This window comes from Streptomyces dryopteridis (genome assembly GCF_049606955.1).
GTDB lineage: Bacteria > Actinomycetota > Actinomycetes > Streptomycetales > Streptomycetaceae > Streptomyces.
The window spans coordinates 398,204-424,003 of record NZ_CP187114.1 but is presented as its reverse complement, the minus strand read 5'-3'; the positions used below and the strand labels follow the sequence as shown (position 1 = coordinate 424,003).

The following is a 25,800-nucleotide window of genomic DNA, read 5'->3' as shown; positions in this document are numbered from 1 at the left end:
CGAGCGGTTCGGTGCCGTTCCGGGCGACCGGGAGAGGGCCTCGCATGTTCACGGGGTCGCCTTCTCGATCCAGCCGCGGAGGCCGGGGTCGGCGAGGTCGAGGACCCATTCGTCGGCCAGGGCGGTGAGTTCCGGTGTGGGAGCGGGTCCCACGCCGATCACGTACATGCCGGCGGCGCGGGCCGCGAGCAGCCCGGAGGCGGAGTCCTCGACGGCCGCGGCGTGTTCGGGGTCGACGTCCAGCGTGCGGCACGCCTCCAGGTAGAGGTCCGGATCGGGTTTCGGCGGGTGCGGTCCGCCGGGCGAGTCGCAGCAGACGACGTGCGCGGGCCGGATGTGGTCGAGGAATCCGTGTTGTTCCAGGACGTGTCGGACGGCGGGCAGGGGAGAGGACGAGGCGACGGCGACGGGAAGTCGCGCCGCGCACGCCGCCACCAGGCCGAGGGAGCCGGTCAGGGGGGCGATCCCGGCGGAGTGGTAGAGACGGATCTGCTCGGCACGGGCCTCGGCCGAGCACGCCGCGTCCTCTCCGGGACGCCCGAGTGCCTCGGCCAGGATCTCGCCGGCGAGCGAGTAGTGCCGGCCCTTGAGCCGGGCCATCAGCGCGTCGTCGACGGCCACTCCGTGGCGTTCCAGGACGATCCGCTTGGATTCCGCGCAGTACCTCTCGGTGTTCAGGAGCACGCCGTCGTTGTCGAACACGATGGCTCGGGGTCTGAAGTCCCAGGGCATGGAAACGCCTTTCGGGTCGGGTGGTGGACGCGGGACGGACGGTCCGCGAAGGGGCCGCCGTCGGAGCGGGTGGCGGGGTGAGCGTCGGGTCCGTCCGAGGTGAGAGCCGCGGCGCGTGGGGCCGCGATCGGAGACCTCCCCGATGTTGTTCGGTTGTCGGTTTCCGGCACACGAACAACATTTGTCACTGTCGTCACTCAAGACCCAATTCGTGACACCCGCCACACGGTGTCCTCCATTCGAGTCGGTCACCAAGGAACACGGGCATGTCCCGGCAGCGCCGCCACCCACCGCGCACCGACCAAGAAAGGACCCGAATCGGGACGAAATGCCCGACCGTGAGGGTGTGCGGTCCGTCTACGCTCCCGGTCGGGGTCGCGTCCGCGGCCACCCACCGCCCCCCTCCCCCCAGGAACGGATCCGCGTGTACGTCGGCACCTACGCCCTGCTCAGCCCGTTCCGGTCGCGCGGGGCGGCCTGGAGCGTCCTCGTCCTGGGCGGACTGGTCACGCTGGGCTCCGTGCTCTTCCTCGCCCTCCACGTCCCGGGCGAGATCGCCCGCGACCGCGACCGGCGGGCGACCCCGATCTGCGGTCCCGACACCCCGACCGGCACCGACTGCGTCTCACACCTGCCCGCGGTCCTCACCGAGATCCTCCCGGGCTCCGACTCCGCGAAACGACCCGAGAAGGCCGTGCTGACCCGGGACGACGGGCAGCGGCACACCGTGGCCCTGCGCGAGGGGCCGGTACGCCTGGGCTTCCTCTCCGACCTCTCCGTCACCGGCCACGCACGCCCCGGCGACCGGGTCACCGCCGAGGTGCGCGACCGGAGGGTGTGGGCGATCACCGACGAGGCCGGCCGGCGCCAGAAGACGTGGTCCGCCCCCGCCAACGACCCGGCCGACCACGTCCTCGCCGGCCTCGCGGCCGGCACCGTCGGAGCCCTGACCGCCGCCGGCTGCGCGCTCCTCCTGCGGACCTCCGGCCGCGACGGAGTCCCGACCGACCGCCGGCCCCGCTACCTCCTGCGCTGCGCCATCGCCGCCGGCGTGACCTCGTTCCTGTTCGGGGTGCCGGCCATGCGCCACGATCCGTCCGTCCCGTGGACCGTGCTCGTGTGGCTGGGCTCCCTCGTCCCCGTCGCGGCGTTCACCCTGCCGCTGTGGCGCCGGGGCGGCCGACTCCCCGACAGCCGCATCCCCCTCTGGCCCACCACCCCGACGGCCGAACCGCCCCGAGACCGCCCCCGCGGACCCGCGTGATCCGGGGCCGGGGCGCCCGGGAACCGCGGGTCGTTCAGCCGGACTGGTCGGCGATCTGGATGAGGTTCCCGCAGGTGTCGTCGAAGACGGCGGTGGTGACGCCGCCGGCCTCCATGGGCTTCTGGGTGAAGCGCACGCCGGCGGCGCTCAGGCGCTCATGGGTGGCGTGGACGTCCTCGACCTCGAACTGGGCGAGGGGGATGCCGTCCTTGACCAGCGCGTCACGGTAGGGCCCGACGGCCGGGTGTCCGGCGGGCTCCAAGAGGAGCTCGACGCCCTGCGGGTCCTCGGGCGAGGTGACCGTCAGCCACCGATCGGTGCCGCCGAGCGGTACGTCGTGCTTCTTCGCGAAGCCGAGGACTTCGGTGTAGAAGCGCAGGGCCTGGGCCTGGTCGTCGACGAAAACGCTCGTCAGTCGGATCTTCACGGGGTCTCCTCGGTGGCTGCGGGTGGGCGTGCGGGGGGGGGGGGGGGGGGGGGGGGGGGACGGGTCCGGTCGGAGGCCATCGCTCCGCTATCCGGCGCAGGGGTGTGGTGTCGAGGTCGTGGAACTTGTGGCGGCCCTCGCGACGGGTCCGGACGAGCCCGGCCGTCTCCAGGACGGCCAGGTGCTGGGAGACCCCTTGGCGGGAGATGCCGAGCGCGTGCCTCATGCTCAACCGGGAGCAGATCTCGAACAGGGTCTGTCCGGATCGCAGGGCGAGTTCGTCGAGGATGACGCGGCGGGTGGGGTCACCGAGCGCCTTGAAGAGTTCGTCGTCGGCCACCACCTCACTATAGGCAAGTCCACACTTGCGTATCCGTCATGCGCGAAGCCCGGCCGCGGGCGGTCAGGGGGTCGGGCGGGGGCGGATGGTGAAGAGCGATCTGGTGCCGGTGAGGTCCAAGAGGTGCTCGATGGGGTGGGGGAGGGCGGTCAGGGCGAGGGTCTTGCCGGTCTCGGCGGCCTTGCGGTGCAGGACGAGGAGGGCGTTGAGGCCGGAGCTGTCGCAGAAGCCGACGTCGGCGAGGTCCACCTCCAGGCCGGTGGGGCCGGCCTCCAGGGCCGCGGTGAGGTCCGCCAGCAGCTCGGGGGCGTCGTCCATGTCGATCTCCCCGCGCACCGTGGCCAGCGCGTGCCGCGCGCCGGGCTCGACGGTGACGGTGACGGTCAGGGCCGACGGGGTCAGGAGGTCCTCGGTGTGTTCGTGCGGCGGCGGTGGCGGCGGTGGTGGGGTGCCGGGGACGAAATCGCTGGTCATGGCTCTGCTCCCGTCAAGGCCGGGTGCGGCTCGTGTCACCGGTCGTGTTCGAGGGGGCGGCGTGAGCGGGCGCCTGCCCGGTCGGGTCGAGGTCGGCGAGGAGTTCGAGGAGTTCGGCGACCTCGTGCCGGCCCTCGGCCGGGTGGCGGAACAGGGTGCCGGGGGTGATCTCGTAGTGGTTGCGGCGCCCGTGGCGGGCGCGACTGAGGTAGCCGGCCGTCTCCAGGTCGGTGACGATGGCCTGCGCGGCGCGTTCGCTGACCTGGCAGGCCGCCGCCATGTCGCGCACTCGGATCTCGGGGTCCCGCAGGATCATGGCGAGGATCCGGGCGTGGTGGGTGACGAACGTCCAGCTGGTCCTGGGCCCGACCGCGTCCATGTCCGAAATTCTAGGACGTGTGATTCAGGTTTCGTCAAACCGGAACCCGGGACCGGTGGGCACGGCGGAGGGGCGGGGACGACAGCCGTTTCGCCGTCGTCCCCGCCCCTGCCGGTGGTGCCGGGTGCTACCGCTGGTCGGGGGAGCCGTAGTAGCCGCCGAGCCGCTGGTGGTAGTCCGGGTTCCCGAGGTGCTTGTCCTTGTCGAACTCGGGGGCGTTCTTGATCTGCTCCTTGGTGCGTTCCACGAAGATCTTCTCGTCCCGGGTGTCGATCCGGGACACCGTGCCCGCGGGCAGCAGGACCTCCTTGCCGAAGATCCAGGGGCCGGTGTCGACCACGATGTACGCGGAACCCACCTCGTCCGAGTGCTTGTCGACCTTGCCGATGGAACCGTCCGTCGCCTCGACCTTGTAGCCCGTCAGATCCACACCGGCCGCTCGGCCCGAGGTCTCACGGTAGCCCCACACGTTCTCCGTCATGCGATCAACAACTCCTTCGGTTCCGTGTGCTCTGCGACGGGACGACCACGCTGGGCCGTACCGCCCGACGTTCGTTCGCCTGCCCCCGATCCCCCGCCCTACGCGTTCGGGCGGAGGGCGGAGCGGCCGGCGCTCCAGTGCCGGTTCAGGTGGGCGGCGAGCCGGTCCTCGGTCAGCAGGGTCGCCGCGCAGCCGAAGGCCACGTCGGGTTCCGTGTCGGGTTCGTCGGCGATCAGGCCGGCCACGACCTCGTGCCGGACGATCTGTTCGTGGACGGCGTCGGCCTCCACGTGCTCCGCGTAGAAGTGCTCGGCCGCCGGGCCGGCCCCGCAGCGCCGCATGGCGTGGGCCAGGCGGCGCGAGCCGGGGGAACTGGTGATCTCGACGCAGGCGAAGTGCCCGACCAGCGCCCCGCGCAGCGCGCGGTGCAGGCCGAACAGCGACATGAGGTTGACGGTCGCGAGAGCGGGGGCGGGGGCCCGGTCGAGGTAGTGGCCGTAGGCGGGGTCGAGGCCGAGGTCGACCATGAGGTCGGCGAAGAGCCGGGCGTGGATCCGTTCGGCCCGGCCCGCGCCGAACTCGTCGTACTCGACGGCGACCATGGCGGCCTTGGCCCGTCCGGTCAGTCGCGGGATGACCCAGGCGTGGGGGTCGGCCTCCTTCAGGTGGTAGAGGGAGCGCAGGGCGGCGTACTCGCGCAGTTGCCACAGTTCCCCGTCGACCTCCAGCCGGCGGCCGGCGCTGCCGGACAGGTCCACGGGCTCCTCCAGCAGCGGGGCGAAGGCCGCCTCCGCCGTCCGGGGCGCGCCGGCGGTGCCGTCGCGCAGGGCCCGGAGGAACGGGGCCTCCAGCGCGGCGCGGGCCCGCAGCACCTCCGGATCCCACTCCCGTTCGTCGGGCACCCCGTCGAAGCCGCGGTAGTGCAGTTCGTACAGGGTGTAGAGGGCGGTCTGGAGGTCCTCGCCCCAGGGGTCGGCGGCGGGCGCGGACCGGACCACCGTGTCGAGCAGCCGGGCCCGGCGTCGGGGGTCGTGGGAGGGCAGGGCGCCTCGGACGGCGTCGGTCAGCGGCCCCCGGTCGGGGGCGGGCAGGCGGGGCGGTGGGGTCACGGGTGTTCCTCCGGCGGATCGGCGACGGCGGCCACGGCGGGGGTCTCGGGCGCGGGACCGGGCCCCGGGGCGGCACCGGTTTCGGGTGCGGGCCCGTCCGGTCGGCGGCGCGGGCGGTGGCTGGTGTCGCACCACGGCGGGGTGCGCGTACGCCGGCAGGTGCACAGGGCCACGACGAACCGGTCGCTGCGGGCGACGGTCCCGTCCGCGCGGACGACCTCCACCGGCCCGTCCACCAGGACGGGCCCCTCGGGGTCCACGCGGACCCGCCGGGCCCGCTCGCGGCGGGCGGGCCCAGGTTCAGGCGCGCCGGCCACGGATCACCACCAGGCGTTCGGTGGCGGAGCCGGGCTCGGCCAGGCCGTGCGTCTCCAGCCAGTCCCGTCGCGAGCGGAGCACCGGCCCCCACGGCACGTGCCGCACTCCGACGACCTCCGCCCGCATGCCCTCCCGGCCCAGGGCCTCGACCGTCGCGTCGGGACCGCTGAGCGCGGAGTGCACCATGAGCAGCCGGCCGCCGGGGTTGAGGAGCCGGCGGGCGAGGGCGCAGATCCGGTCCACGACGGCCCGCCCGTCACCGCCCCCCTCCCAGGCCCGGGCGGCGCCGTGACCGGGGGGTTCGGGCAGCGGGGAGGGCACGTAGGGCGGGTTGGCGACGACGAGGTCGAAGCGCCGGCCGCCCGTCCGCGCGGCGAAGTCCCCGTGCCGCACGTCCACGGGCAGGCGCTGCCGGCGGGCATTGAGACGGGCGCTGAGCACGGCCGCCCAGGACACGTCCACGGCGGTGACCGCGCAGCCCAGACGGGCCGCCGCCAGCGCGACGGCCCCGGTGCCCGTCCCGATCTCCAGCACCCGCTCGGCGGGACCGGGGGCCTCCGCGACCAGGGCGTCCAGCAGCATCCGGGTGTCCGCCTGCGGCCGGTACACCCCCGGCAGCGCGAACAGCGCTCGCGCACCGGCGACGGCGCGACGGGAGACGGGGCGGGACCACCGGGGCGCGAGGGCCGACAGGGGGTGGATGGGCTGGGTGGTCATGAACGGCACCTCCGGGGTCCGAGGGGCCGGTGGGGCACCGGCCCGTGGCCGGCGCCTACCCGCCCCCGCGCGCGCCACCACACCCGGGGGGGCTGTGTTTCGTTCCGTGGACGGCGGAGCCGGGCGGACGGGCACGGCCACCGGGACCGGGGCCGGGATCGGGACCGGAGAATCGGGTCGGCAGGTGTGCGGGGCCCGAAACGGGCAAGGCGCCGAGCGCCGGCCGGACGCCCGGCGACGCGCGTCGCCCGTGACCGGTCACCCAACCGAACACAGGAGGTCCGTCATGCGTGCGCTCACCTGGCAGGGGCGGGAGGACGTCAAGGTCGAGACGGTTCCCGATCCGCGGATCGAGGAACCGACCGATGTGATCGTGAAGGTCACCTCCACCGGCATCTGCGGGTCCGACCTGCACCTGTACTCGGTCCTGGGGGCCTACCTGGAGCCCGGCGACATCCTCGGCCACGAGGCGATGGGCGTCGTGGCGGAGGTCGGTCCGCAGGTGCGCACCCTGCACCGGGGCGACCGGGTGGTGGTGCCGTTCAACATCTCCTGCGGCGCCTGCTTCATGTGCGACCAGGGACTGCACTCGCAGTGCGAGACCACCCAGGTCACCGAGTACGGCAAGGGCGCGGCCCTGTTCGGCTACACCAAGCTGTACGGGCAGGTACCCGGGGGGCAGGCCGAGTACGTGCGCGTCCCCTTCGGCGACACCCTCCCGATCAAGGTGCCCGCCGGCCCGCCCGACGACCGGTTCGTCTACCTCTCCGACGTGCTGCCGACCGCCTGGCAGGCCGTCGCCTACGCCGACATCCCGCCGGGCGGCACCGTCACGGTCCTCGGCCTCGGCCCGATCGGCCAGATGGCCTGCCGGGTGGCCCGGCACCAAGGGGCCTCCCTCGTCGTCGGCGTCGACCGGGTCGACGCTCGGCTCTCCGCCGCCGCCGACCACGGCGCCCACACCCTCGACCCGCGCGAGCTGGGTGCCGACCTCGGCGACACGGTCCGCGATCTCACCGACGGGCGCGGCACGGACGCCGTGATCGACGCCGTCGGCATGGAGGCCCACGGCTCACACGCGGCCGGCGCCGCCCAGAGGATCACCGCCCGACTCCCCGGCGTCCTGGCCCGCCCGCTCATGGAACACGCCGGCGTGGACCGCCTCGACGCCCTCCTCACCGGCATCGACCTCGTCCGACGCGGCGGCACCCTGTCGATCTCCGGGGTCTACGGCGGCGCCGCCGACCCCCTGCCGATGCTCACCCTCTTCGACAAACAGGTCCAACTCCGCATGGGACAGGCCAATGTGCGCGCCTGGACCGACGACATCCTGCCGCTCCTCGACGACCACGACCCCCTCGACGTCGACGGCCTCGCCACCCACCACCTCCCGCTGGAGGACGGCCCCGACGCCTACGCCCGCTTCCGGGCCAAGGAGGACGGCATGATCAAAACCCTCCTCCGCCCGGCCGCCGCGTAACGGCGAGGGGTGTGGTGGGCGGGGGGATGCGCGGGCGCGGGAGTGTGGTGTGCGCGCACATACATGTGCGGAGCGGGGGTTCCTAGGGTGTGGCGGCACGAGGACACGTCCGCCCGACTCCGCCGGAAGTGGTGACCATGGCCGCCGCAGCGCCCGCCCCCGCACCCCGCAGTTCCATCGCCCGCATCGTCAGCGCCAGTCTGATCGGCACCACCATCGAGTGGTACGACTTCTTCCTGTACGGTTCGGCCGCCGCGCTCGTGTTCAACACGCTGTTCTTCCCCACCGGGGACCCCCTCGTCGGGACCCTCATCGCGTTCGTCACCTACGCCATAGGCTTCCTCGCCCGCCCCCTCGGCGGGGTGGTGTTCGGGCACTACGGGGACCGGCTCGGGCGCAAGAGGCTGCTGGTCCTGAGCCTGTTGCTGATGGGAGGGGCCACCTTCGCGATGGGGCTGCTGCCCACCTACGACACCATCGGCGTCGGCGCCCCGGTCCTGCTCACCGTGTTGCGGCTGGTCCAGGGCTTCGCGCTCGGAGGCGAATGGGGCGGGGCCGTGCTCATCGTGTCCGAGCACGGGTCCGACGCGCACCGCGGGTTCTGGTCCTCCTGGCCGCAGTCCGGGGCGCCCGGCGGGAACCTGCTGGCCACCGGGGTCCTCGCGCTGCTGGCCGCCGTGCAGTCCGAGGAGGCGTTCCTCGCCTGGGGGTGGCGGATCCCGTTCCTGCTCTCGGGCGTCCTCGTCGTGATCGGCCTGTGGATCCGGGTCTCCGTCTCCGAGTCCCCCGTGTTCCTCGCCGCCCGCGCCAAGGCCGAGGAGGCCGCGGCACGCGGGGAGGTCGGCGCGGCGCCGGCCGTCGAGGTGCTGCGCCGGTCTCGGCGCGAGGTGCTCACGGTGATCGGGGTCCGCTTCGGCGAGAACATCTCCTACTACGTCCTGACCTCCTTCCTCCTCGTCTACGTGACCGTCCACCTCGGCCTGCCGAAGACGGTGGCCCTCAACGCCGTCCTCATCGGCTCCGCCGTGCACCTCGTGACCATTCCCGCCTGGGGCGCCCTCTCCGACCGGCTCGGCCGCCGCCCCGTCACCCTGATCGGCTCCGTCGGCATGGCCGCCTGGGCCTTCGCCTTCTTCGCACTGCTCGACACCCGCTCACCCGCCGTCATCACCCTCGCCGTGACCGCGGGGCTGCTGCTGCACGGCGCCATGTACGGCCCGCAGGCCGCGTTCGTCTCCGAGATGTTCGACACCGAAGTGCGCTACTCCGGCGCCTCCATGGGCTCCCAGGTCGCCTCCATCGTCGCCGGCGCCCTCGCCCCGATCATCGCCGTGGAACTCCTCAAGGAGCACGGCTCGGGCCTGCCCGTCGCCGGCTACCTGTGCGCGGCGGCCGTCGTCACCACCCTCACCGTGCTCGTCGCCCGCGAGACCCGGGGCCGCGACCTGAGCGCGCGGGGCACCGGGCCGGGCACGGCGGGCACGGGCGCCCCCGGGGTCCGGCCGGTGGCCGCGCCCCGGCCCTGACCCGGTCTCGGGCCCGGGCGGGGGCGCTGTCAGGATGGGCGCCGTGACCGACGACACCCGCCGTGTGCCCGAGGATCCCCGTGACGACGCGGCCGTGTTCGCCCGCCTCCTGGACCTGCTGGCCCGGGGGGCGCCGGCGGAGGCGCTGGCACGGGCCGCCGCCGGAGACCGTGACCCCCGCGTCGACCGGGCCCTGGCCGCCGCCCTCGGGGTGCGCCGCACCCTCGACGAGCACCACCGGCGCGAGGCCGAACTCGCCGCCCTCTTCGACACCGCCGGCGACCTCGCCCGGCTGCGCGACCCGGCCGCCGTCCTGCGCGCCATCGTGCGCCGCGCACGCCTCCTGCTGCGCGCCGACGTGGCCTACCTGACCCTCCTCGACCCCGCCCTCGGCGACACCTTCATGCGGGTCACCGACGGTTCGGTCTCCGCCCGCTTCCAACAACTGCGCCTGGGCATGGGCGAGGGCCTCGGCGGGCTCGTCGCCCAGACCGCACGCCCCCACCACACCCGCGACTACCCCGCCGACACCCGCTTCCGCCACACCGACGCCATCGACGCGGGCGTCGGCGAGGAGGGGCTGCGCGGGATCCTCGGGGTGCCGTTGCGGGTCGGCGAGGACCTGATCGGCGTGCTCTACGCCGCCGACCGCACGCCCCGCGAGTTCGCCCCCGACGCCGTCGCCCTGCTCTCCTCCCTCGCCGACCACGCCGCCATCGCCATCGACAGCGCCCGCCGGCTGGAGGAGACCCGCACCGCCGGCGAGACCGCCCACGCCCACAGCGAGGCCCTGCGCCGCGCCGCCGAGGCCCACGACCGGCTCACCGGCCTCGTCCTGCGCGGCGCGGAGCTCACGGAGGTGGCCGCCGAGATAGCCGCCCTCCTCGACGGCGGACTCCTCGTCCACGACACCGACGGCACCGAACTCGCCCGGGTGGCCGCCGACCCCACGCCCCCGCCCGCCCGGGGCCTGGCCGCCGCGCGGGCCGCCGGCCGCGCCGCCCCCGTCGACGGCACCTGGATCTGCGCCGTCACCGCCGGCTCCGAACCCCTCGGCAGCATCACCCTCACCGGCCGGCCCGAACTCCCCTCCTTCGACCGGCGCCTGTTCGAACGCGCCGGTCTGGTCACCGCCCTGCTCCTGCTGTTGCGTCGCACCGTGGCCGAGGCCGAGGACCGGGTGCGCGGCGAACTCCTCGACGAACTCCTCGACGAGCTCCTCGCCCCCGAGCACCTCGTGCCCGAGGACCCGGACCGGGCCGGACGGCTCGCCGCCGCCACCCGCCGGGCCCTGCGCCTGGGCGTGCGCCTCGCCGACCCGCAGCGGGTGCTGGTCCTGCACGCCGAGCCCGGCGCGCAACGGCGCCTGCGCGAGGAGGCGGCCCGCCGCGCCCGCCTCCTCGACGGCCTGTCGGGACCGCGCCGGGGTCACGTCGTGCTCGTCGTACCGGTCGGCGCGGGCGCGCCCGCGCCCCGCGACCTGGCCCGCGATCTGACCCGGGCCCTGGGCACGCCCGTCACGGTCGGCGCGGCCGAGCCCCTCCCCGGGGAGCGCCCCGGCGCCCGCGCCCTGCCCGGAGCGCACGCCGACGCCCTGCGCTGCCTGCGCGCCCTGCACGCCCTCGGACGGGCCGGGGACGGCGCTACCCTGCCCGAACTCGGCTTCCTCGGATTGCTGTTGGGGGAGGGGCGGGACGTGTCCGGGTACGTGCGCCGGGTGCTCGGGCCGGTCCTGGACTACGACGCCCGACGCGGCACCGAACTCGTACGGACCCTGCGCGCCTACTACGCCGCCGGCGGCAGCCACACCCGGGCCAAGGACACCCTGCACGTGCACGTCAACACCGTCGTGCAACGCCTGGACCGGGTGGCGCGACTGCTCGGCCCGGACTGGAACGCGGCGGAACGGGCCGTGGAGAACCAACTCGCCCTGCGACTCCACCTGTTGGCCGAGGACGGCGGCCCCTGAGCGGGGCCCGCCCCGGGTCAGCGACGGGCGTGGGACCTCGGTCCGGCGTCGGGCGCGGGCGCGGGCAGGGCCCGCTGGTACGCGGGGGAGGCGAGGGCGGCGGCGAGTCGGGCCCGGTCGCCCGGGTTGCGGGTGCCGGCGGTGAGCGCGGCCCGCCCGGCGGCGGCCTCCTCCCCGGGCACGGGCCGGTCGCCCGGACCCTGCCGGCCGGCGACGGCCAGCATCACCGCGAGCCCGATCCGGCGGGCCCGCTCCTCCGGCTGCCCGAGGGCGAAGGCCCGGTCCTCGGCCGCGCGGCGCACCCGGTCGTCCAGACGCTCCCCGAGCCGCAGGAACGCGTCGTCCACCGCCACCTGCCGGTAGGTCAGGCGCAGCGGCAGATCGGACCGGAGCGGAACACGGGCCCCGGGCTCGATCCCGTGCGGTCGGATCGCCTCCCACAGCGGGCGCAGGGCCCGCAGCTCGCGCCAGGCCCGCCACTGGCGTTCGACCTTCGGGCCCAGCATCGGCAGCAACAGCCCGCAGGTCAGGGCGAGACTGCCCAGGGAGACGATCGGGGGCGCCACCCAGGTGCTGAGCGCGTCCAGGTCGTGGCCGAACCAGCGGGCCACCACCGCCGCGGACTTCGCCAGCCCGAACAGGGCCCCGAGGGTGAACCCGGCCACCAGCACCCGCAGTCCGGCCCGCATCCAGCCCCGCACGTCGGGCCGGCGCGCCCAGCGCAGGCACATGCCGGTGGTGACGACGGCGGCCCCGGTGTAGGCCAGCAGGTAGGTGACGATCATCTCCCGGATGCCGGGGGTGTCGGCGTAGTGCGTGTCGAGGTCCCGCAGCCGTTCCTCGGGCGCGTCGCCGACCGCGAAGAACAGGTTCAGGACGATCACGACGAGCACGTACACCCCGCACCACGCGCGGACCCGACGCCGGGTCCGCGGGCCGTCGCCGTGCCGCCAGTACTCCACGAGGACCAGGCAGGCGCCGCCGAACGCGCACAGGGTGGAGTACACCAGCGGCGCCGCGAGGTTCGGCACGCCCGTGAACCGGTTGATCGCGGAGATGCTGGGGGGCGCGGCGAGCAGGAAGGCCAGGACCGCGAGGGCGATGACCCGGTTCACGGCGCGGACCTGCGGATCGTGCCGGTGCCGGATCCGGCCGGGCAGGCGCAGCAGGAACACCGTGCCGTAGGCGAGGGCGGGCAGGTAGTAGTACCGTCCGTCCACCGGATCAGCCGCCCAGACTGGTGCGGATCCGGCCGGCGACCCCGTCGGCGTCGGGGGCGTGTTCGGCGAGGCGCCGGCGCAGGGCCGTGGCCAGCACCAGCCCGCAGCGTTCGGCCCACGCCTCCTCGTCGTCGGCCCCGATGTCGGTGCGGGCCGCGGCGGCGGCCGCGATCAGGTCGATCGTGGCGACGAGGTCGGGGTCGAGACCGGGTCCGAGGTCCCGGTCGACGGCCCGCGCCGCGCGCGCCGGGTGCCGTCCCGAGCAGCGGCCGGTCTCGTCCTCGGCGACCATGTGCCAGATCTCGTGGCCCAGGATCACCAGTTGGTGTTCGGGGCTGGTGTTCTCCTCGACGCAGATCAGGTTCTCGACGCCCTCGGCCGGCGCGATCCGGATCCACACCCCGGAGACGGTGTTCGGCGGGAACGGCCGGAACATGAGCCGGACCACCTCCCCGCGCCAGCGGGCGAAGTGGGCGCAGACGGCGTGCATCAGCTCCCGGGGGTCGGAGGGCGGCGGACTCGGCAACTGCCGGACGACCTCCCTGCACAATCGCGCGATCCGTCTGTCCTGGGACACGCCCATCCCCCTGCCCGTTCCCTCCGCGCGGCCGCCGGCCGCCCCTGTCGGTCCCGCGCCCGCGCCCATCGCGATCGCCGCGCGACCCTGTCCGGTTCGGCGGGCCCTCAGGCCGGCCCCGGTGTCCTCCCCCGTCCCTCCGGGGCCCGTTCCCGGGCCCGCTCCTCCTCGGCGGTCCGCAGGACATCGCCGATCACGTCGAGCAGCTTCTCCGCCACGGGCACCCCGCGCGCGGCCATGCCGACCACCTGGAAGCGGTCGCTGAGCCGACGCAGCCCCCGGTCCTCCTCGCCCGCCGCCTCCGGTTCCCCCAGCACCCGTTCGAGGAGTTCCGTGTGCACGGCGCGCAACACCCGGTCCAGGGCCCGCCGGGGCGAGTCCACGAGCCGTTCCAGTGGCACGTCGAAGAACTCCGCCAGCGGCTCCAGGTGTTCGAGGTTGGACCAACTGGGACGCTCCAGGGCCTTGGCCAGGCCGTTGCGGCTGATGGCGGTGGCGGCGGCGATCTCGGGAAGAGTGTACGGGCGGACCGTCCCGTCGGGGCGTGGTCGGGGGGTGCGGATCAGCCGGCGGAGCCGTTCCACGGCGTATTCCCCGGCGGTGCGTTCGGGCGGCGAGGCACCCTCCAAGAGGAGTTCGACCTCGTCACGGGTCAATCCGGCCCGGTCGGCGAGGGACGCGGGGGCGAGGTGGTCGGCCCGGTCGAGGCCGGTCCGGGCCAGGAGGCGCTCGATCTTCGCCACCGTGCCGGCCGGATCGGGGCTCTGCCCGTCGTTCACACAGCCTCCCCGGCTGATTTGCGGATTGGCAAGATCCTGCCTGGACAAAAAGTATCTCGGTGACCTGCACTGATCAACCATGGTTGGCTATGCACGAACCACAGTTGGCAGCACCTGGCGGCGCAGTTCGGACCCCGAGGAGCGGCACGCGCACGACCCGCTCGGCTCCATGATCCGACACCGGGCCGCGGAAGGACACCGTCCGCTCCCGACGTCCCGGCCGGCGGACACCGTACCCGCCGGCGCGGGCACGGCGCGATGACCCGCGCCGGAGCCGAGGCGCGGCTCGACGAGGCCGGACTGGCCCTGTGGCTGACCGACCGCAAGGACGACGGACCCGGCCCCTGGACCGGCCGCCAACTGCTCGCCCTGGTCGGCGGACGCCCCGCCGGCCGCCTGGAGTTCCTCCTCCACCCCGACGGCCTGGCGCTGTCCGTGTGGATGCTCAAGGTGGAAGCCGAACACCGGCGCACCGGACTGGCCTCGGTGCTGATGGACGCCCTCTACGCGGCCCACCCCGGGGCATGGATCGACCACGGCACCCGCTCGCCCGACCTCGCCCACTGGTGGCACCGCTACCGCGACCCCGACCCCGGCCGCAACATCCACAACACGCCCCCCGACCGGTGGGCCGACCTCTTCGACGCCCCCCTCGTCGCGGGCCAGCGCGCCGCCAACGCCTACCTCGAACAGCGCCTCGGCCTCGCCGGCCCGCCGCCCGCGACACCCCCCGGACCCGAGGACGAGGCCACCGTCCGCGCCCACGCCGCCCGCTTCCGCGAGGCCCGCCGGCCCGGCCCCGACCCGCACGCCCGCGACCTGTACGCGGGCGCGCGCCTCGTGCTGCCCCGCCGCCTGCACCGCCTCGTCCACAACGCGGCCCGCGACCCGGCGGAGCGCGCCGACCTGCTGCTGCACCACATCGGCCACGGCAACCTGCCCTTCGACGCGGGCTGGAACACCACCGCCCGCGCCGCCTACGAGGACTGCGTCCGCGCCCGCCTGGACGACCCCGAGCCGCACGCCCCCGCCACCCACCTCGTCTTCCGCGTCCGCACCCACCGGTGGCGGGCCGGCGAACCCGAACCCGCCCACGACCGCAAGGGCGGCTGGCTGCGCTGGACCGCCTCGCCCGGCATCCCCGTGGCCCTGACCGGCCTGAGCTGGCAGGCACCCGACACCCCCTGGCACACCCACCGGGCCGGCTTCACCCCGCCCGTCGAGGCCGCCGTGGCCCCCGCCGACCGACGGCACACCGCCCCCGGCTACGCCGCCCGCTACGACGAGTTCGGCGAGCTGAGGCCCGGCCAGACGGCCCGCCCGGACGCCCCGCCCCGTTCCCGGGCCGTCGAGACCCGGGGCGCGCGCCCGCGCGCGATCCCGAACCCGCGCACGGGTCCCGGCGGACGCGTGGACGACGAGGGCCCGGCCGCCCGTCCCCGCCCCGCCCGGGCCCGCCCGACCCCGAACTGACCGGGCCCGACCCCGAACCGACCGGGCCCGAACCGACCGCCCCGGGTCGATCCGCGTGCCCGACCGACGATTTTCGGCCGGCCTCACGATCCGTCAGGTGTCGCGGGGCTCCACGGCCGAACCTCCCGAATCGCCCGGCACGTCGGGTTCGTTCGCCGGGCGCGCGGCCGCCAGACGGGCCTCGCGCAGCACCTCCCACGCGACCCCGGTCGCCGGGTCGGGATATCCGTGCGCCGCGATCTCCGTCAACGCCCTCGCCAACTCCGGGTTCCCGACCCCGGCCGCGTACCGGCGCAGCGAGGCCGCTCCGACCGGATCGAGGGCCGGCCGGCCGCGCGCCGCACCCGACTGCTCGCTCATCCGCCACTCCCGGGGGCTCTCGACCGACATCCGTCCCCACGGTAGCGCCGCGCCCGGTCGCGGCGGACCGGATCGCGCGGACCGGGCGCCGGGCGGTGCGCGATGCGCCCGTGCCGCGGACCGCGTTGTCGGTGGGCCCGTGTAGAACGAGCGCATGACACTCGGATGGAAACTCGTGATCGACAGCGCCGACGCCCCCGCCCTCGCCGACTTCTGGGCCGCCGCCCTGGAGTACGAGGTGGAGGACCCCGGCAAGCTCATCGAACAGCTCCTGGCCGCGGGCCACGTGAAGCCGGAACAGATCGTGGAGCACGGCGGCCGGCGCCTGTTCCGGGGCCTGGCCGGCATCCGGCACCCCGAGGACCCCTACGACGAGAACAGCGGGGTCGGGCGCGGCCGGCGGCTGTTGTTCGCGGACGTGCCCGAGCCGAAGCAGGGCAAGAACCGCCTGCACATCGACGTGCACGCCGAACCCGGCGGCCTCGACGCGCTCGTGGCCCGGCTGGAGTCCCTGGGCGCGAGCAGGGTGCGCGAGGTCGACATGGGGCCCGCCGGGCACTGGTGGGTCATGACGGACCCCGAGGGCAACGAGTTCTGCGCGGCCTGAGGGCGACCCGGCTCGGCGGGGCGTGCGGGGCGGCGCCGGGCGCGCGGTCCGGTGCGGCGCGCGCCCGCCGGATCCGGCCAGGTGATCGTGTTCGCGTCGACTCCGCCCCGAAGGCCGGCGCGAGCCCTCGCCGGACCGCTACACAGAACCGACGGTGGTGGCACGTGCCACCACCGCACGGAGACGGGGGAGTGGTGCGAGGTGCTGACACTCGATGTGGCGCTCGTCCTGGCGGTTCTCGTGTGGTTGCGCATCAGGCGGACGGTGCACGCCCGCAGCCGTCGGGACCAGGCGCTGACGGTCTTCATCGTGCTCGCCCTCGGTGTCGTGCTCGCGCCCACCGCCTTCGGGCAGGCGCTCCTGGACCTGGTGCGGCAGGTGGCCGACGGCGTCACGCGGGCGAGCCGGTGACCCGCCGGCGCCCGCGCCGCCCGGCGCCCCGCCGTCCCACCCCGGACCTGCCGCTGTTCGTCTGCGGCCTGGCCCTGGCGGCGGGTGCGCTGATCGGGGTGCTGCGGTGGCTGCGAGAACACCCCGGGGTTCTGGTCGCCCTGGTCCTCGCCGCACTGACCGCCCTGGCGATCGCGCTGCGCCGCCGGCGGGACGCGGCCCGCGCCGAACGGGCCCGGCTGCGCGGGCTGCGGTACGCCCTCCCCGAGATCGACGCCCTGCACCACACGCGCTTCGAGGAGACCGTCCGCGACCTGATGCGGCGTGACGGCTGCGCCGACGCCGTCCGGTGCGGGGGCGCGGGGGACAACGGGGCCGACGTGAAGGCCACCGACCCGCTCGGCCGGCTCTGGGTCATCCAGTGCAAGCACCGGCGGGCGGGCCTGGCCGGGTCCCCGGTGGGCACCCCCGACCTGCACGTCCTGAACGGCACCGGCCGGCCCGTGCACGGCGGGGACGTGATCGTGCTGGTCACCAACGGGCGGGTCACCGCCAACGCCGCCGCCTTCGCCCGCTCCCAGCGGCTGCACCTCGTGGACCGCGCCGTCCTCGCCCGGTGGGCCGCCGACACCCGTCCCCTGTGGGAACTGCTCGACGCGATCCCGCCCCCGCGCCGCCCCCACCGAGGCTCCTGAGCGCCGACTCCTGACCGCCGGCTCCGATCGGCGGTCGAGGCTCAGCGGTTCGCCCAGCGTTCCTCGCACTCGGGGGTGCCGTGCGTCGCCAGCAGCGAGAGCACGGACCCGCCGCCGGGGGGTTCGGGGGTGAGCAGCAGGCGCCAGGCCCCCTTGACCAACTCCACCGCAACGGGGTTGCTCCGTCGCTGGATGACGCGCCAGTCCCGCTCGGCCAGCCCGTCCAGCGTCCCGGTGAGCTCCGGGCCGCTCGGCGCCCGGAGGCCGGTCCAGCCGACCACGCACCCGTCGACGTCCAGCGCCCCGGCCGTGGCCGTGCCCGGGCCGGCCTCCGCGTCGTCGAGGGCTCCCTCGAAGTCCGCGAGCACCGCGTCCGCGTCGGGCTCGGGCCCGGTGTAGGAGGCATCCTCGGCCGAGCCCTCCGGTTCGGGGCGCCACCCGCTGTCCGAGGGGTCGACGAGGGCGTGAAGCCCGGAGTCGTCGACCACCGTCACCTCGGGGTCGGGGCTCAGCAGCCCGCCGAGGGCCAGGACACCGAGCCCGGCGGAGACCGCCAGCAGCCCCTTGATCTTGTTGTTCACGGAGTTTCCCCACCACGGATCGAGCAACCGGAAGCTGTGTTTCCGGCGTAATGACCTGCAGTTTCACATGATCTTCACCGTTTGCCCAGGGAATTTCGGCGCGGCTGCGAACCGGCGGGTTTGACCCGGGGCCGGGGGCACGCTGGGATGGCCCGGGTCGACGGAAGGGACGGGCGTGAGCGACGAGGACGACGGGCGGGGCACCACCGCGCGGGTGCGGGCGAAACAGCCGAAACAGCGGATGGTCCGGGGTTTCGGGGCGCTGTGGACGGCGTACGCGGTCAGCGCGCTCGGCACCTGGCTCGCGTTCGACGCCTTCACCCTCGTCGCGATCCTGGCCCTGCACGCCGGGGCGGGCCAAGTGGCGCTGCTCGCCGCCGTCGGACCGGCCGTCGGCGCGCTCGTGGCGCTGCCGCTGGGGCCGTGGGTGGAGTTCCGGCGCAAGCGCCGGGTGATGATCGCGACGGACCTGGTGCGTGCCGCGGCCCTGGTCAGCGTGCCGGTCGCCCTCGCCTGCGGGCTGCTCTCCCTGACGTGGCTGCTGGTCGTCGCGGTGGTCGTGGGCGCGAGCGACATCGCGTTCACGGCCGCCGCCGGAGCCTTCCTGAAGTCCTTCGTGCCGGGCGAGGAACTGGTGCGGGCCAACGGGCGCTTCGAGGGCACCACCTGGACCGCGACCATGCTCGGCCCACCCCTCGGCGGCGCCCTCGTGGGCGCCCTCGGCCCGGCCGTCACCGTCCTCGCCAACGCCGCCAGTCACCTGCTGTCCGCACTCGCCCTGCGGGCCGTCCCCGGCCCCGAGCCCCGCCCCGTACCCCCCGACCCGGCACGCCGGACCCGACTCGGCGACCTGTTCGCGGGCTGGCGGCACCTGCTGTCCGATCCCGTCCTGCGCCCGCTGTTCCTGAACGCGGTGCTCTTCAACGCCCTGGTGATGGCCACCGCACCCCCGCTCGCCGTGCTGCTGCTCGGCGAGTACGGGGTGCCGCCCTGGCTCTACGGGCTGGTGTTCGCGCTGCCCTGCGCGGGCGGCCTGATCGGCTCCCGACTCGCCCCCCGCCTCGTGCTCCGGCACGGCGCGGACCGGGTGCTGCGCACCGCCGGCGTGCTGCGGGCCTGCTGGCTGCCCGCGCTCGCGTTCGTCGGGCCCGGCGCGGGCGGACCCGTGCTGGTCGCCCTGGTCGAGTTCGGGATGATCCTGTGCATCGGGGTGTTCAACCCGGTCCTGGCCGCCCGGCGCCTGGAACGGACCCCGCCGGACCGGGTCGCCCGCACCCTGACCGCCTGGTCGATCACGAGCCGGGCCGCCATCGCCGGGGTCACCGGCCTGTGGGGGCTGCTCGCGGCGGTCGGCGGACCGCGCACGGCCCTCGCGGCCGCCGGCCTGTGCGCCCTGGCCACCCCCTTCCTGTTGCCCCGCCGGCAGCCGGCGCCCACCCCCTGACGAGCCCGCGCGCGGGGCGGGGCTCACCCGATCGTGCGGTCCCCCGACGGTGCCGGGCCCCGGGGGTGGCGCCGGGGCGGCAGGGCAGCGGCCCGGGGGTGCGCCGGGGCGTGCGCCCCTTCGGTCACCTTCCGCTACGATCTGCCGTCGTTCCACCACGAAAGGTCACCGGCCGTTCGGGGGAGCGGACGCGTGGACGAAGAGCACGGGGGGCGCGGGGCATGTCCGAGCAGTCGACCTACGAGCAGGCGACCCACGAGGGTTCCGTCGGCCTGACCCCGCGTCCCCGACCCTCGGACGACCCCCGGCCCGGGATCGGGGTGCGCGTGGTCGCCGGACCCGGCGGCCGGGGGGTCCGGGCCGACGAGCGGGTCCTGGACTGGTGCCGGGCACACTCCCTCCTGCTCCCCGCGGACCCCGGTGCCCCGAACCCGGCCGAGGGTCTGCGCCGGGCCCGCTACGGGACCCTCGCCGCCCGGGCCCACCCGCACGGGGACGAGGAGGCGCTGACCCTGCTCGCCCACTGGTACGCGTGGGGCTTCCTCCTCGACGACCACCTCGACCGGGGACCCGGCCCCCGACCGGGCGGCGCCGACGCGTTGCGACTCCTCGACGACCTCGCCGGGATCCCGGACCCGCGCCCGGAACCCGAGGGCACGCCGCCCGCCCCGCACGACCGGGCCGCCGAGGCCCTGCGCGGGGCCTTCACGGACCTGTGGACGCGCACCGCGCGCGGCATGGCCCCCGCCGTGCGCCGACGTCTGGTCGGGCGGCTGCGGGAGTACTTCGAGGCCCTGGCCGACGAGGAGACGCGGCGGCGCCGCGGGATCGCCCCCGACGAGGCCGCCTACCTCGCCACCCGCCGCGTCATCGGTGGCCTGCGCGAGATCCTCGACATCGCCGACCACCTCGCCGACCGCAGCCTCCCCGACCACCTGGACGCCTGCTCATGGCAGCGGGAGCTGCGCGGGGTCGCCGCCGACATCGTCGACCACACCGGGGACCTGGCGTCCTGGCGCCGGGAACTGGCCGCCGGAGAGACCCACAACCTCGTCCTCGTGCTCGCCCGCGAGCGGGGTCTGGACCACGCCGAGGCCGCCGGTCGGGTCGCCCGCCGGCTGCGCGCCCGGGCCGCCCGCTTCGAGACCCTGGCCGCCCATCCGCCGCACCCGCGCCTGGTGCGCCGGGCCGAGGACCTCCGGCACTGGGTCACGGGTTTCACGGCATGGCTCGGCGAGACCGCCCGGCACGCGGGGGGCGAGCGGGCCGGGGAGTCGTCAAACACTCCATAAGGTCAAAACCACGTCAAAGATCCAGAACCGGGGCAACCTTCCCGGGGCGCGCGCCCTCTGACTTCCGGGGGGCCCGGCCGGCCGCGGCGTGCCGGACGGGCACCGACGCGCGGAAGCCAGGGACACCGGACCCTCTTCCGCCTCACAGAAGGTGCGTTCATGCAGTCACGACAGGCCACGACCCCACCGCTCGCGACGGGTGCCGCCCTGGTGCTCCCGGCCCTCGCCGGAGCGTTGACGGAACGATTCGTCGGCGGTTCCTGGTGGTTGCCGGCCGGCGCCGTCATCGGAGCCTGCCTGGCCGGCCGGCGGGCCGCCCGAGCCGGCGACCCCTGGTCCGCGGTCCCGTTCCCGCCCTTGGCCGTCGCCGGCATCGTCGTCTGCGTCGGCCTGATCGCGGACGGGGCGCCCGACGGCCCCGCCGTCATCGGCTGGGCCACCGACTCCTTCCCCGCCGGCTGCCTCGGGATCCTCGCCGCCCTCCTCACCGCCGCCGCGCACACCCTGCGCCCGGGGGCGGGCGGACGCCGCCGACGGTCCGGCAGCCGCCGGCGGAAGGCGGCCCTCGATGCGTGAGAGCCGGACCGCACGCCCCCGCCGGGCCCGCCGCCCCGGCCGACTGCGCCGCGCCCTGGTCTGGACGGCCTCGGGGGCCGTCCTGACCGTCACCGGCGTCAGCTGGGCCGCCTACCACTCCCTCGTCGGAGGACTCACCACCTCCGACGCCCTCGACGCGCTGCGCGGGGACGGTCCCCGGCACCTCGACAACTCCGTCAACGTGCTCCTCATAGGGCTCGACTCCCGCAAGGACATGAACGGCAACGACCTGCCGAAACAATTCGTCGAGGACGAGCTGCACGCCGGATCCAGCAAGATCGGCTACTACAACACCAACACCCTCATACTCCTGCACACCCCGGCCGGCGGCGGCAAGGTGCAGGCGTTCTCCATACCTCGTGACGACTACGTCGAGACCTACAACGGCGACGGCTCGCCCCAGGGCAAACACAAGATCAAGGAGGCATACGGCAACGCCTACAGCGGGGCCCACGACAAACTCGCCGCCCGCGGGGTCACCGGGGCCGACCTGGAGGCCCGCAGCCGCGAAGCGGGCCGCGAGGCCACCCTGCGCACCGTCCGCACCCTGCTCGACGTGCCCATCGACCACTTCGCCGAGGCCAACCTGCTCGGCTTCCACGACATCGCCCAGGTCCTCCAGCCCATCACCGTCTGCCTCAAGCACCCGGTCAAGGAGAAGAACTCGGGCGCCGACTTCCCCGCCGGGGTCTCCCACCTCAACGCCCGGCAGGCCCTCGCCTTCGTCCGCCAGCGCTACGACCTGCCCAACGGCGACCTCGACCGCACCCACCGGCAACAGGCGTTCCTGCTGTCCGTGACGCACCAGCTGAAGAGCCAAGGGGTGTGGGGGGACCTCGGCAAACTGCGCGGACTGCTCGACGTGGTGAAGAAGGACCTCGTCATCGACAGCTCCTGGGACGTGCTGGACTTCGCCCGCAGCGCCCCCAACCTCACCGGCGGCAACGTGGCCTTCCGCACCCTGCCCATCACCGGATACGCCACGCGGGGCGGGGAATCGGTCAATCTCGTGGACGCGGAGAAACTCCCGAAGATCGTCCGGGACGCCTTCGCCGACACCCCGCCGCCCGACACGGGCGAAACCGCCTCCCCGTCAGCGCCGCCCTCCGGAGCCCCCGCCACGCCCGCCCCGTCCCCCTCCCACGACGCGGACCAGGACGGCGCCGCGGGCCCGGCCGTCGAGTCCTCCGGGGTTCCCTGCGTCAACTGAGGCCCACCGAGAGGGAGTCGGGACCCTCTCGATCCGGCCGGCCGCGCCGGTGCACGCGCACGCGCACCGCGGCACGCGCGGCCGGCCGGGTCCTCCGGTCCGATCCCGTGCGCCCTGTCCGCGCCGGTGGCCGAAGCCCAAGGATCACGGTGCGGCGGGACGGTCGAAGGTCCCGGCGCGGGCACGTCAGGGCCGTCCCGTGTCCGCGGGGCGGAGCAACGGAGAGGAACCGGCACGTGAGCGACCCGCAGGACGAGCAGATCACCCCCGTCACCCCGGCCCACTTGGCCAAAATCGCCGGACAGGGGGTCTACGCGTCCCCCACCTCGATCGACCCGGCCGCCGCGGCCGTGTCCGAGGCCCTGGTGGCCACCCTCAACGGGTCCGCCGAACAATCCGTCCTCACCGGCGAGTTGCGGGAGCTCGTCGACAAGGTGAAGGCGGCGGCCACGATCGGCTTCCCGCGCATCACCGCCGACGACGGCGTCCGGCTCTCCGCCCACACGATCAAGCTGAAGGGTGACCAGCCCCGGCCCGTGGTGATCGTCCCCGCCGGCTGGACCCCCCTCGGCTGGACCCTGTTCGAGTACACCTACCTGCGCCTCGCCCTGCGCGGCTACCACGTCCTCGCCTACACCCCGCGCGGCATCGGGCTCACCTTCCCGATCCCCGGCGGCGGTTTCATCGACGCCCCCTTCACCTCCGGCGGCACCGTCGACGTGGCCGGCCCCTCCGACTGGGCCGACGGCTCCACCGTCATCGACTACGCGCAGCAGCACTTCAACCCCAGCAGGATCGCCTTCCTCGGCGAGTCCTACGGCTCCGGCATCGGGCAGCTCGTCGCCGCCCACGACCCGGCCGCCCGGGTGGACGCCGTGGTCGCCCTCAGCACCTGGGGCGACCTCGCCGACTCCCTCCTCCAGAACGACACCCGGCACACGGCCGCCGTCGACGCCCTCGTGGCCTTCACGGGCGGCCCGGCCGAGCGCAAGTTCGACCCCGCCACCCGCCAGATCCTGGCCGATTTCGCAGCCGGCCAGAACCTCGACGAGGTCATCGCCTGGGGCCGTGAGCGCTCCCCGCGCTCCTACGTGGAGCAGACCAACGCGCGCGGTGTGCCGACCTTCATCTCCAACACCTGGCACGAGACCCTCTTCCCGATCAACCAACTCGTCGGGCACTTCGAGGCACTGACCGTGCCCAAGCACCTCAACCTGTGGATCGGCGACCACGCCGCCCCCGAGGGCGCCGGCCTCACTATCCCCTCCAGCGGCCCCAGCGAGCCGGTGGACGAGGCACTCGCCTGGCTCGACCACCACATCCTCGGCACACCCAACGAGGTCCCGCAGTGGTCCCCGGTCGCAGGCCAGATTATGTTCACCTACACCACGAGTACCGACCCCGGCACCGGCAAGCCGGTGATCACCGAGCCCGCCAGGCGTGAGACCAGCGCCTCCTGGTCCGAGATCACCACCTCCACGGAACGCTGGTACCTCACCGCCGCCGCCTCCGGCGGCCGCGACGGTGGTCTGGCCCTCGCCGAACAGACCGGGTGGAAGCGCGAGTTCACCGTGGAACGGCCCACCGAGGCCGTTGCCGTCGACGCGATCATCACCACCGGCCAGGCCGAGTGGAAGGGCGACCCGAAGATCTACCCCACCGACAAGTTCGACCGCAGGCACCTCGCGGTCTGGGCCGGTGAACCCCTCGACGCCCCGCGCGCCGGCGGCGCGGCCCGGCGGATCCGAGGCATCCCGGAGCTGACCCTCGCCGTGCGCAGCACCGTCGAGACCACCACCCTCGTCGCCTACCTCTTCGACGCGGCCCCCGACGGCACGGCCCGCGTCATCACCCACGAACCCGTCACCCTCACCGACCTGACCCCCGGCCAGGATCGGAACGTGAGCTGGAGGTTGCAGGCCGCCGGCCACGACGTGCCCGCCGGCCACCGCCTGCTGCTCGTGATCACCGGCAACGACCCCCTGTACCGCGACGCGAGCGTCGACGGCAGCGTCACCACCATCGGCTCCACCGCGATCGCCGCGGCCCGCCTGGACCTCCCCCTGGGCTGACCCGCGCCCTGCTCCCCGCACCCCCGCCCGCCCCCGTTCGGATGATCGAATCCCCCGGACGCGGCCGGGTCGGGGGCCGCGCGCGTTGGGCATCGGGGTCCCGGCGTACGTCCTCGCGCGGACCCGACCAGTCGACGCCACCACCGCGTCCCCGACCGAGAAGGGCCACCCCGTGCGCCCCCTGAGTCCCACCGCTCCCACCCCGCGGCCCCGGCCCGAGCCGGCCCCCGCCGCTCCCGTCCCACCCGGACACCTGCTCTGGTTCCGAGGGGAACACCACCGCGTCACCGTCTCCGCCACCACCCTGTGCCCCGGTGATCCCCTCACTCTCACCGTCACCGCCCACAACGACGACCCCGAACCCCGCGCGCTGCTGCTCCGCTTGGCCCCCGACGCCGAGCACGGAAACCCCTTCACGCCCGCCGGTCCCGGCCGGTTCACCGGCCCGGCTCCCAGCACCTGCGGGATCGGGACCGACGGCCACGCCCTCGTGGTGGACCACGTCCACACCCGGATCGCCGGCCACACGACCGCCACCGTCACCCTCCACACCCGCATCAGGGAGGACGCCGTGCCGGGTCTCCACACCTTCACCCCCTGGGCCCGAAGCTCCGTCGGCGACCGGCTCGCCGACACCCACACCCCGACCCGACCCGCGCTCACCGTGCTCGCCGCCGACCGGCTGCGCCCTCGGTGATGCGGAAGATCGGGTGCTTGGGCGCGCGGGCCAGGATCACGGAGTCCTCGGAGTCGGCGGTCACCCCTTCGAAGAAGGTGTTGACCTCCCACCCCCACTTCCGCAGGTAGGCGCGCAGCACCTCCACCCGCTCCGCCGGGTCGGTGATCTCGGTGGCCGTGAACGGGCGCACCCGGCGTCCGATCCGCAGCTCCCCGCCGCCGGCCGCCCGCATGTTGCGCACCCACTGGGAGTGCCCCCGCGCCGAGACCAGGTAGCGCCGGCCGTCGATCTCCAGTGGGTTCACGGGGATCCGCTGCGGGTTCCCGGAGACCCGGCCGAGCACGGTCAGCTCGGCCGAACCCGCCACACTCACCCCGCGCCGGGCCAGGAACCCGACGAAGCGGTTGAACAGGGCCGCGGCGCGGCCGGCGCGGACGTAGTGGGAACCCGCGTCCCCGGCGGTGGCGCGGGCGTCGGCGTGGGTTTCGGTGTGCGTCATGGGGTGCCTCCCGGCGGATCGATCGGCTTTGCTCGGCGACTCTGCTCACTGCCTTCGCGAGAGCACTGCTCTCCAGTGAGATCAGTGTGCACCCATCCCGCCCGCGAAA

General features: G+C 74.8%; 28 protein-coding genes and 1 pseudogene. 14 read left to right on the top strand and 15 right to left on the bottom strand.

Going from position 1 to position 25,800, the window contains the following annotated elements; genetic code table 11:
* Window positions 1-48: 48 nt before the first annotated feature.
* Window positions 49-732: an HAD family hydrolase gene (locus ACN20G_RS28460; RefSeq protein ID WP_424216081.1), complete on the bottom strand. Its 684-nt coding sequence runs from the start codon at window positions 730-732 to the stop codon at window positions 49-51.
* Between the two features lie 424 nt (window positions 733-1,156).
* On the opposite strand from ACN20G_RS28460, the gene ACN20G_RS28455 reads away from it, so the two are divergent.
* Window positions 1,157-1,996: a hypothetical protein gene (locus ACN20G_RS28455; protein WP_424216080.1), complete on the top strand. Its 840-nt coding sequence runs from the start codon at window positions 1,157-1,159 to the stop codon at window positions 1,994-1,996.
* A gap of 34 nt (window positions 1,997-2,030) precedes the next feature.
* On the opposite strand, the gene ACN20G_RS28450 is transcribed toward ACN20G_RS28455, so the two are convergent.
* From ACN20G_RS28450 to ACN20G_RS28415, 8 genes and pseudogenes are all read right to left on the bottom strand, one after another.
* Window positions 2,031-2,423: a VOC family protein gene (locus ACN20G_RS28450; RefSeq protein WP_424216079.1), complete on the bottom strand. Its 393-nt coding sequence runs from the start codon at window positions 2,421-2,423 to the stop codon at window positions 2,031-2,033.
* Between the two features lie 148 nt (window positions 2,424-2,571).
* A pseudogene (locus ACN20G_RS28445) lies at window positions 2,572-2,763 on the bottom strand (ArsR/SmtB family transcription factor); the annotation flags it as partial.
* Window positions 2,764-2,826: 63 nt separating this feature from the next.
* Window positions 2,827-3,237, bottom strand: coding sequence for an STAS domain-containing protein (locus ACN20G_RS28440; protein ID WP_424216078.1), 411 nt, complete (start codon window positions 3,235-3,237; stop codon window positions 2,827-2,829).
* 13 nt (window positions 3,238-3,250) lie between these two features.
* A complete protein-coding gene (locus tag ACN20G_RS28435) occupies window positions 3,251-3,616 on the bottom strand; it encodes a helix-turn-helix transcriptional regulator (protein WP_424216077.1) in 366 nt (121 codons plus the stop codon).
* Window positions 3,617-3,743: 127 nt separating this feature from the next.
* Window positions 3,744-4,097, bottom strand: a complete 354-nt coding sequence (locus ACN20G_RS28430; RefSeq protein WP_424216076.1) for a PRC-barrel domain-containing protein — start codon at window positions 4,095-4,097, stop codon at window positions 3,744-3,746.
* Between the two features lie 98 nt (window positions 4,098-4,195).
* A complete protein-coding gene (locus ACN20G_RS28425) occupies window positions 4,196-5,206 on the bottom strand; it encodes an iron-containing redox enzyme family protein (RefSeq protein ID WP_424216075.1) in 1,011 nt (336 codons plus the stop codon).
* A complete protein-coding gene (locus ACN20G_RS28420) occupies window positions 5,203-5,523 on the bottom strand; it encodes a CDGSH iron-sulfur domain-containing protein (RefSeq protein WP_424216074.1) in 321 nt (106 codons plus the stop codon). The genes ACN20G_RS28425 and ACN20G_RS28420 overlap by 4 nt, the downstream gene beginning before the upstream one ends.
* On the bottom strand, window positions 5,507-6,241 hold the full coding sequence (locus tag ACN20G_RS28415; RefSeq protein ID WP_424216073.1) for a HemK2/MTQ2 family protein methyltransferase: 735 nt from the start codon (window positions 6,239-6,241) through the stop codon (window positions 5,507-5,509). Before ACN20G_RS28415 ends, ACN20G_RS28420 begins: the two co-directional genes overlap by 17 nt.
* A 286-nt stretch (window positions 6,242-6,527) precedes the next feature.
* Between ACN20G_RS28415 and ACN20G_RS28410 the strand changes: the two genes are divergently transcribed.
* The 3 genes from ACN20G_RS28410 (at window position 6,528) to ACN20G_RS28400 (ending at window position 11,216) form a co-directional block, all read left to right on the top strand.
* A complete protein-coding gene (locus ACN20G_RS28410) occupies window positions 6,528-7,721 on the top strand; it encodes an alcohol dehydrogenase catalytic domain-containing protein (RefSeq protein WP_424216072.1) in 1,194 nt (397 codons plus the stop codon).
* 137 nt (window positions 7,722-7,858) lie between these two features.
* Window positions 7,859-9,247 (top strand): MFS transporter, encoded by a 1,389-nt coding sequence (locus ACN20G_RS28405; protein ID WP_424216071.1) that lies wholly within the window; start codon window positions 7,859-7,861, stop codon window positions 9,245-9,247.
* Window positions 9,248-9,281: 34 nt separating this feature from the next.
* Complete coding sequence (locus tag ACN20G_RS28400) at window positions 9,282-11,216, top strand: helix-turn-helix domain-containing protein (RefSeq protein WP_424216070.1); 1,935 nt, start codon at window positions 9,282-9,284, stop codon at window positions 11,214-11,216.
* Window positions 11,217-11,233: 17 nt separating this feature from the next.
* Here the strand turns inward: ACN20G_RS28400 and ACN20G_RS28395 are convergent, their stop codons facing one another.
* The 3 genes from ACN20G_RS28395 to ACN20G_RS28385 form a co-directional block, all read right to left on the bottom strand.
* On the bottom strand, window positions 11,234-12,436 hold the full coding sequence (locus ACN20G_RS28395; RefSeq protein WP_424216069.1) for an MAB_1171c family putative transporter: 1,203 nt from the start codon (window positions 12,434-12,436) through the stop codon (window positions 11,234-11,236).
* Between the two features lie 4 nt (window positions 12,437-12,440).
* Window positions 12,441-13,013 carry a toxin-antitoxin system, toxin component gene (locus ACN20G_RS28390; RefSeq protein ID WP_424216068.1) on the bottom strand — a complete coding sequence of 191 codons (573 nt, stop codon included), beginning with the start codon at window positions 13,011-13,013 and terminating at the stop codon, window positions 12,441-12,443.
* 107 nt (window positions 13,014-13,120) lie between these two features.
* Complete coding sequence (locus tag ACN20G_RS28385; protein ID WP_424216067.1) at window positions 13,121-13,792, bottom strand: hypothetical protein; 672 nt, start codon at window positions 13,790-13,792, stop codon at window positions 13,121-13,123.
* Between the two features lie 258 nt (window positions 13,793-14,050).
* Here ACN20G_RS28385 and ACN20G_RS28380 point away from each other — a divergent pair, with 258 nt between their 5' ends.
* Entirely contained in the window at window positions 14,051-15,265 is a 1,215-nt protein-coding gene (locus ACN20G_RS28380) for a hypothetical protein (protein WP_424216066.1), read from the top strand.
* 93 nt (window positions 15,266-15,358) lie between these two features.
* Here the strand turns inward: ACN20G_RS28380 and ACN20G_RS28375 are convergent, their stop codons facing one another.
* A complete protein-coding gene (locus ACN20G_RS28375) occupies window positions 15,359-15,655 on the bottom strand; it encodes a hypothetical protein (protein ID WP_424216065.1) in 297 nt (98 codons plus the stop codon).
* A 124-nt stretch (window positions 15,656-15,779) separates the two neighbouring features.
* Between ACN20G_RS28375 and ACN20G_RS28370 the strand changes: the two genes are divergently transcribed.
* The 3 genes from ACN20G_RS28370 (at window position 15,780) to ACN20G_RS28360 (ending at window position 17,317) form a co-directional block, all read left to right on the top strand.
* Window positions 15,780-16,232: a VOC family protein gene (locus tag ACN20G_RS28370; RefSeq protein WP_424216064.1), complete on the top strand. Its 453-nt coding sequence runs from the start codon at window positions 15,780-15,782 to the stop codon at window positions 16,230-16,232.
* Window positions 16,233-16,433: 201 nt separating this feature from the next.
* On the top strand, window positions 16,434-16,643 hold the full coding sequence (locus ACN20G_RS28365) for a hypothetical protein (RefSeq protein ID WP_424216063.1): 210 nt from the start codon (window positions 16,434-16,436) through the stop codon (window positions 16,641-16,643).
* A complete protein-coding gene (locus ACN20G_RS28360) occupies window positions 16,640-17,317 on the top strand; it encodes a restriction endonuclease (protein ID WP_424216062.1) in 678 nt (225 codons plus the stop codon). Before ACN20G_RS28365 ends, ACN20G_RS28360 begins: the two co-directional genes overlap by 4 nt.
* A gap of 41 nt (window positions 17,318-17,358) precedes the next feature.
* Here the strand turns inward: ACN20G_RS28360 and ACN20G_RS28355 are convergent, their stop codons facing one another.
* On the bottom strand, window positions 17,359-17,898 hold the full coding sequence (locus tag ACN20G_RS28355) for a hypothetical protein (RefSeq protein WP_424216061.1): 540 nt from the start codon (window positions 17,896-17,898) through the stop codon (window positions 17,359-17,361).
* Between the two features lie 241 nt (window positions 17,899-18,139).
* On the opposite strand from ACN20G_RS28355, the gene ACN20G_RS28350 reads away from it, so the two are divergent.
* The 6 genes from ACN20G_RS28350 to ACN20G_RS28325 all read left to right on the top strand — a co-directional run bounded on the left by ACN20G_RS28350 (window position 18,140) and on the right by ACN20G_RS28325 (window position 25,210).
* The gene (locus tag ACN20G_RS28350) at window positions 18,140-19,342 is read left to right on the top strand and encodes an MFS transporter (protein WP_424217382.1); all 1,203 of its coding nucleotides are present in this window, start codon (window positions 18,140-18,142) and stop codon (window positions 19,340-19,342) included.
* A 221-nt stretch (window positions 19,343-19,563) separates the two neighbouring features.
* Window positions 19,564-20,634: a terpene synthase family protein gene (locus tag ACN20G_RS28345; protein ID WP_424216060.1), complete on the top strand. Its 1,071-nt coding sequence runs from the start codon at window positions 19,564-19,566 to the stop codon at window positions 20,632-20,634.
* A gap of 159 nt (window positions 20,635-20,793) precedes the next feature.
* The gene (locus ACN20G_RS28340; protein WP_424216059.1) at window positions 20,794-21,210 is read left to right on the top strand and encodes a hypothetical protein; all 417 of its coding nucleotides are present in this window, start codon (window positions 20,794-20,796) and stop codon (window positions 21,208-21,210) included.
* A complete protein-coding gene (locus ACN20G_RS28335) occupies window positions 21,203-22,441 on the top strand; it encodes an LCP family protein (protein ID WP_424216058.1) in 1,239 nt (412 codons plus the stop codon). Before ACN20G_RS28340 ends, ACN20G_RS28335 begins: the two co-directional genes overlap by 8 nt.
* A gap of 236 nt (window positions 22,442-22,677) precedes the next feature.
* On the top strand, window positions 22,678-24,513 hold the full coding sequence (locus ACN20G_RS28330; RefSeq protein ID WP_424216057.1) for an alpha/beta fold hydrolase: 1,836 nt from the start codon (window positions 22,678-22,680) through the stop codon (window positions 24,511-24,513).
* Between the two features lie 172 nt (window positions 24,514-24,685).
* Window positions 24,686-25,210 (top strand): hypothetical protein, encoded by a 525-nt coding sequence (locus ACN20G_RS28325; protein WP_424216056.1) that lies wholly within the window; start codon window positions 24,686-24,688, stop codon window positions 25,208-25,210.
* On the opposite strand, the gene ACN20G_RS28320 is transcribed toward ACN20G_RS28325, so the two are convergent.
* Window positions 25,173-25,691 (bottom strand): nitroreductase family deazaflavin-dependent oxidoreductase, encoded by a 519-nt coding sequence (locus ACN20G_RS28320; RefSeq protein ID WP_424216055.1) that lies wholly within the window; start codon window positions 25,689-25,691, stop codon window positions 25,173-25,175. The two genes, ACN20G_RS28325 and ACN20G_RS28320, sit on opposite strands and share 38 nt — an antisense overlap.
* Window positions 25,692-25,800 lie beyond the last annotated feature (109 nt).

Excerpts from the sequence above, each read along its gene's own strand:
- ACN20G_RS28460 (WP_424216081.1), bottom strand. The coding sequence starts at position 732 with ATGCCCTGGGACTTCAGACCCCGAGCCATCGTGTTCGACAACGACGGC.
- ACN20G_RS28440 (WP_424216078.1), bottom strand. The coding sequence starts at position 3,237 with ATGACCAGCGATTTCGTCCCCGGCACCCCACCACCGCCGCCACCGCCG.
- ACN20G_RS28435 (WP_424216077.1), bottom strand. The coding sequence starts at position 3,616 with ATGGACGCGGTCGGGCCCAGGACCAGCTGGACGTTCGTCACCCACCAC.
- ACN20G_RS28430 (WP_424216076.1), bottom strand. The coding sequence starts at position 4,097 with ATGACGGAGAACGTGTGGGGCTACCGTGAGACCTCGGGCCGAGCGGCC.
- ACN20G_RS28415 (WP_424216073.1), bottom strand. The coding sequence starts at position 6,241 with ATGACCACCCAGCCCATCCACCCCCTGTCGGCCCTCGCGCCCCGGTGG.
- ACN20G_RS28410 (WP_424216072.1), top strand. The coding sequence starts at position 6,528 with ATGCGTGCGCTCACCTGGCAGGGGCGGGAGGACGTCAAGGTCGAGACG.
- ACN20G_RS28405 (WP_424216071.1), top strand. The coding sequence starts at position 7,859 with ATGGCCGCCGCAGCGCCCGCCCCCGCACCCCGCAGTTCCATCGCCCGC.
- ACN20G_RS28400 (WP_424216070.1), top strand. The coding sequence starts at position 9,282 with ATGGGCGCCGTGACCGACGACACCCGCCGTGTGCCCGAGGATCCCCGT.
- ACN20G_RS28380 (WP_424216066.1), top strand. The coding sequence starts at position 14,051 with ATGACCCGCGCCGGAGCCGAGGCGCGGCTCGACGAGGCCGGACTGGCC.
- ACN20G_RS28375 (WP_424216065.1), bottom strand. The coding sequence starts at position 15,655 with ATGTCGGTCGAGAGCCCCCGGGAGTGGCGGATGAGCGAGCAGTCGGGT.
- ACN20G_RS28370 (WP_424216064.1), top strand. The coding sequence starts at position 15,780 with ATGACACTCGGATGGAAACTCGTGATCGACAGCGCCGACGCCCCCGCC.
- ACN20G_RS28350 (WP_424217382.1), top strand. The coding sequence starts at position 18,140 with ATGGTCCGGGGTTTCGGGGCGCTGTGGACGGCGTACGCGGTCAGCGCG.
- ACN20G_RS28345 (WP_424216060.1), top strand. The coding sequence starts at position 19,564 with ATGTCCGAGCAGTCGACCTACGAGCAGGCGACCCACGAGGGTTCCGTC.
- ACN20G_RS28340 (WP_424216059.1), top strand. The coding sequence starts at position 20,794 with ATGCAGTCACGACAGGCCACGACCCCACCGCTCGCGACGGGTGCCGCC.
- ACN20G_RS28335 (WP_424216058.1), top strand. The coding sequence starts at position 21,203 with ATGCGTGAGAGCCGGACCGCACGCCCCCGCCGGGCCCGCCGCCCCGGC.
- ACN20G_RS28320 (WP_424216055.1), bottom strand. The coding sequence starts at position 25,691 with ATGACGCACACCGAAACCCACGCCGACGCCCGCGCCACCGCCGGGGAC.